The organism is Streptomyces sp. SID486 (assembly GCF_009865385.1).
In the GTDB taxonomy this organism is placed as follows: domain Bacteria; phylum Actinomycetota; class Actinomycetes; order Streptomycetales; family Streptomycetaceae; genus Streptomyces.
Map to the genome: position 1 here is coordinate 1 of NZ_WWJT01000315.1, position 706 is coordinate 706.

Sequence of the window (706 nt, forward strand, 5' to 3'; positions counted from 1 at the left end):
CGCCTCGATCGGGTCACCCAGGGTCGTACCCGTACCGTGCGCCTCCACCACCTCGATCTGCTTGGCCGAGAGCCGGGCGTCCGCGAGGGCCGCCCGGATCACGCGTTGCTGCGAGGGGCCGTTCGGCGCCGTGAGGCCGTTGCTCGCGCCGTCCTGGTTCAGGGCCGAACCGCGCACCACGGCGAGCACCGGGTGACCGTTGCGCTGCGCGTCGGACAGCCGCTCCAACAGCAGCATGCCCACGCCCTCACCCCAGCCGGTGCCGTCGGCACCCGCCGCGAACGGCTTGCAGCGGCCGTCGGGGGCGAGACCCCGCTGCCGGCTGAACTCCACGAACGTCCCCGGTGTGGACATCACGGTGACACCACCGGCCAGCGCGAGCGTGCACTCGCGTCGGCGGAGGGCCTGGGCGGCCCAGTGCAGGGCCACCAGGGAGGACGAGCAGGCCGTGTCGATGGTGACGGCCGGCCCTTCGAGGCCCAGCGTGTACGACACCCGGCCGGAGGCCACACTGCCGGCGGTGCCGTTGCCGAGGTAGCCCTCTAGCCCGGCGGGGACGGCGTCGAGACCGGTTCCGTAGTCGTGGTACATGACGCCGGTGAAGACACCGGTGCGGGTGCCACGTACCGAGGCCGGGTCGATACCCGCGCGTTCGAACGCCTCCCAGCTGGTCTCCAGGAGCAGCCGCTGCTGCGGGTCCATCGCC

Annotated in this window: 1 protein-coding gene; it reads right to left on the minus strand. The window is 72.9% G+C overall.

Going from position 1 to position 706, the window contains the following annotated elements; all coding sequences use genetic code 11:
* Positions 1–706, minus strand: a 706-nt coding sequence (locus GT045_RS14645; protein ID WP_161334434.1) for a polyketide synthase, incomplete at both ends; no start/stop codon positions are given.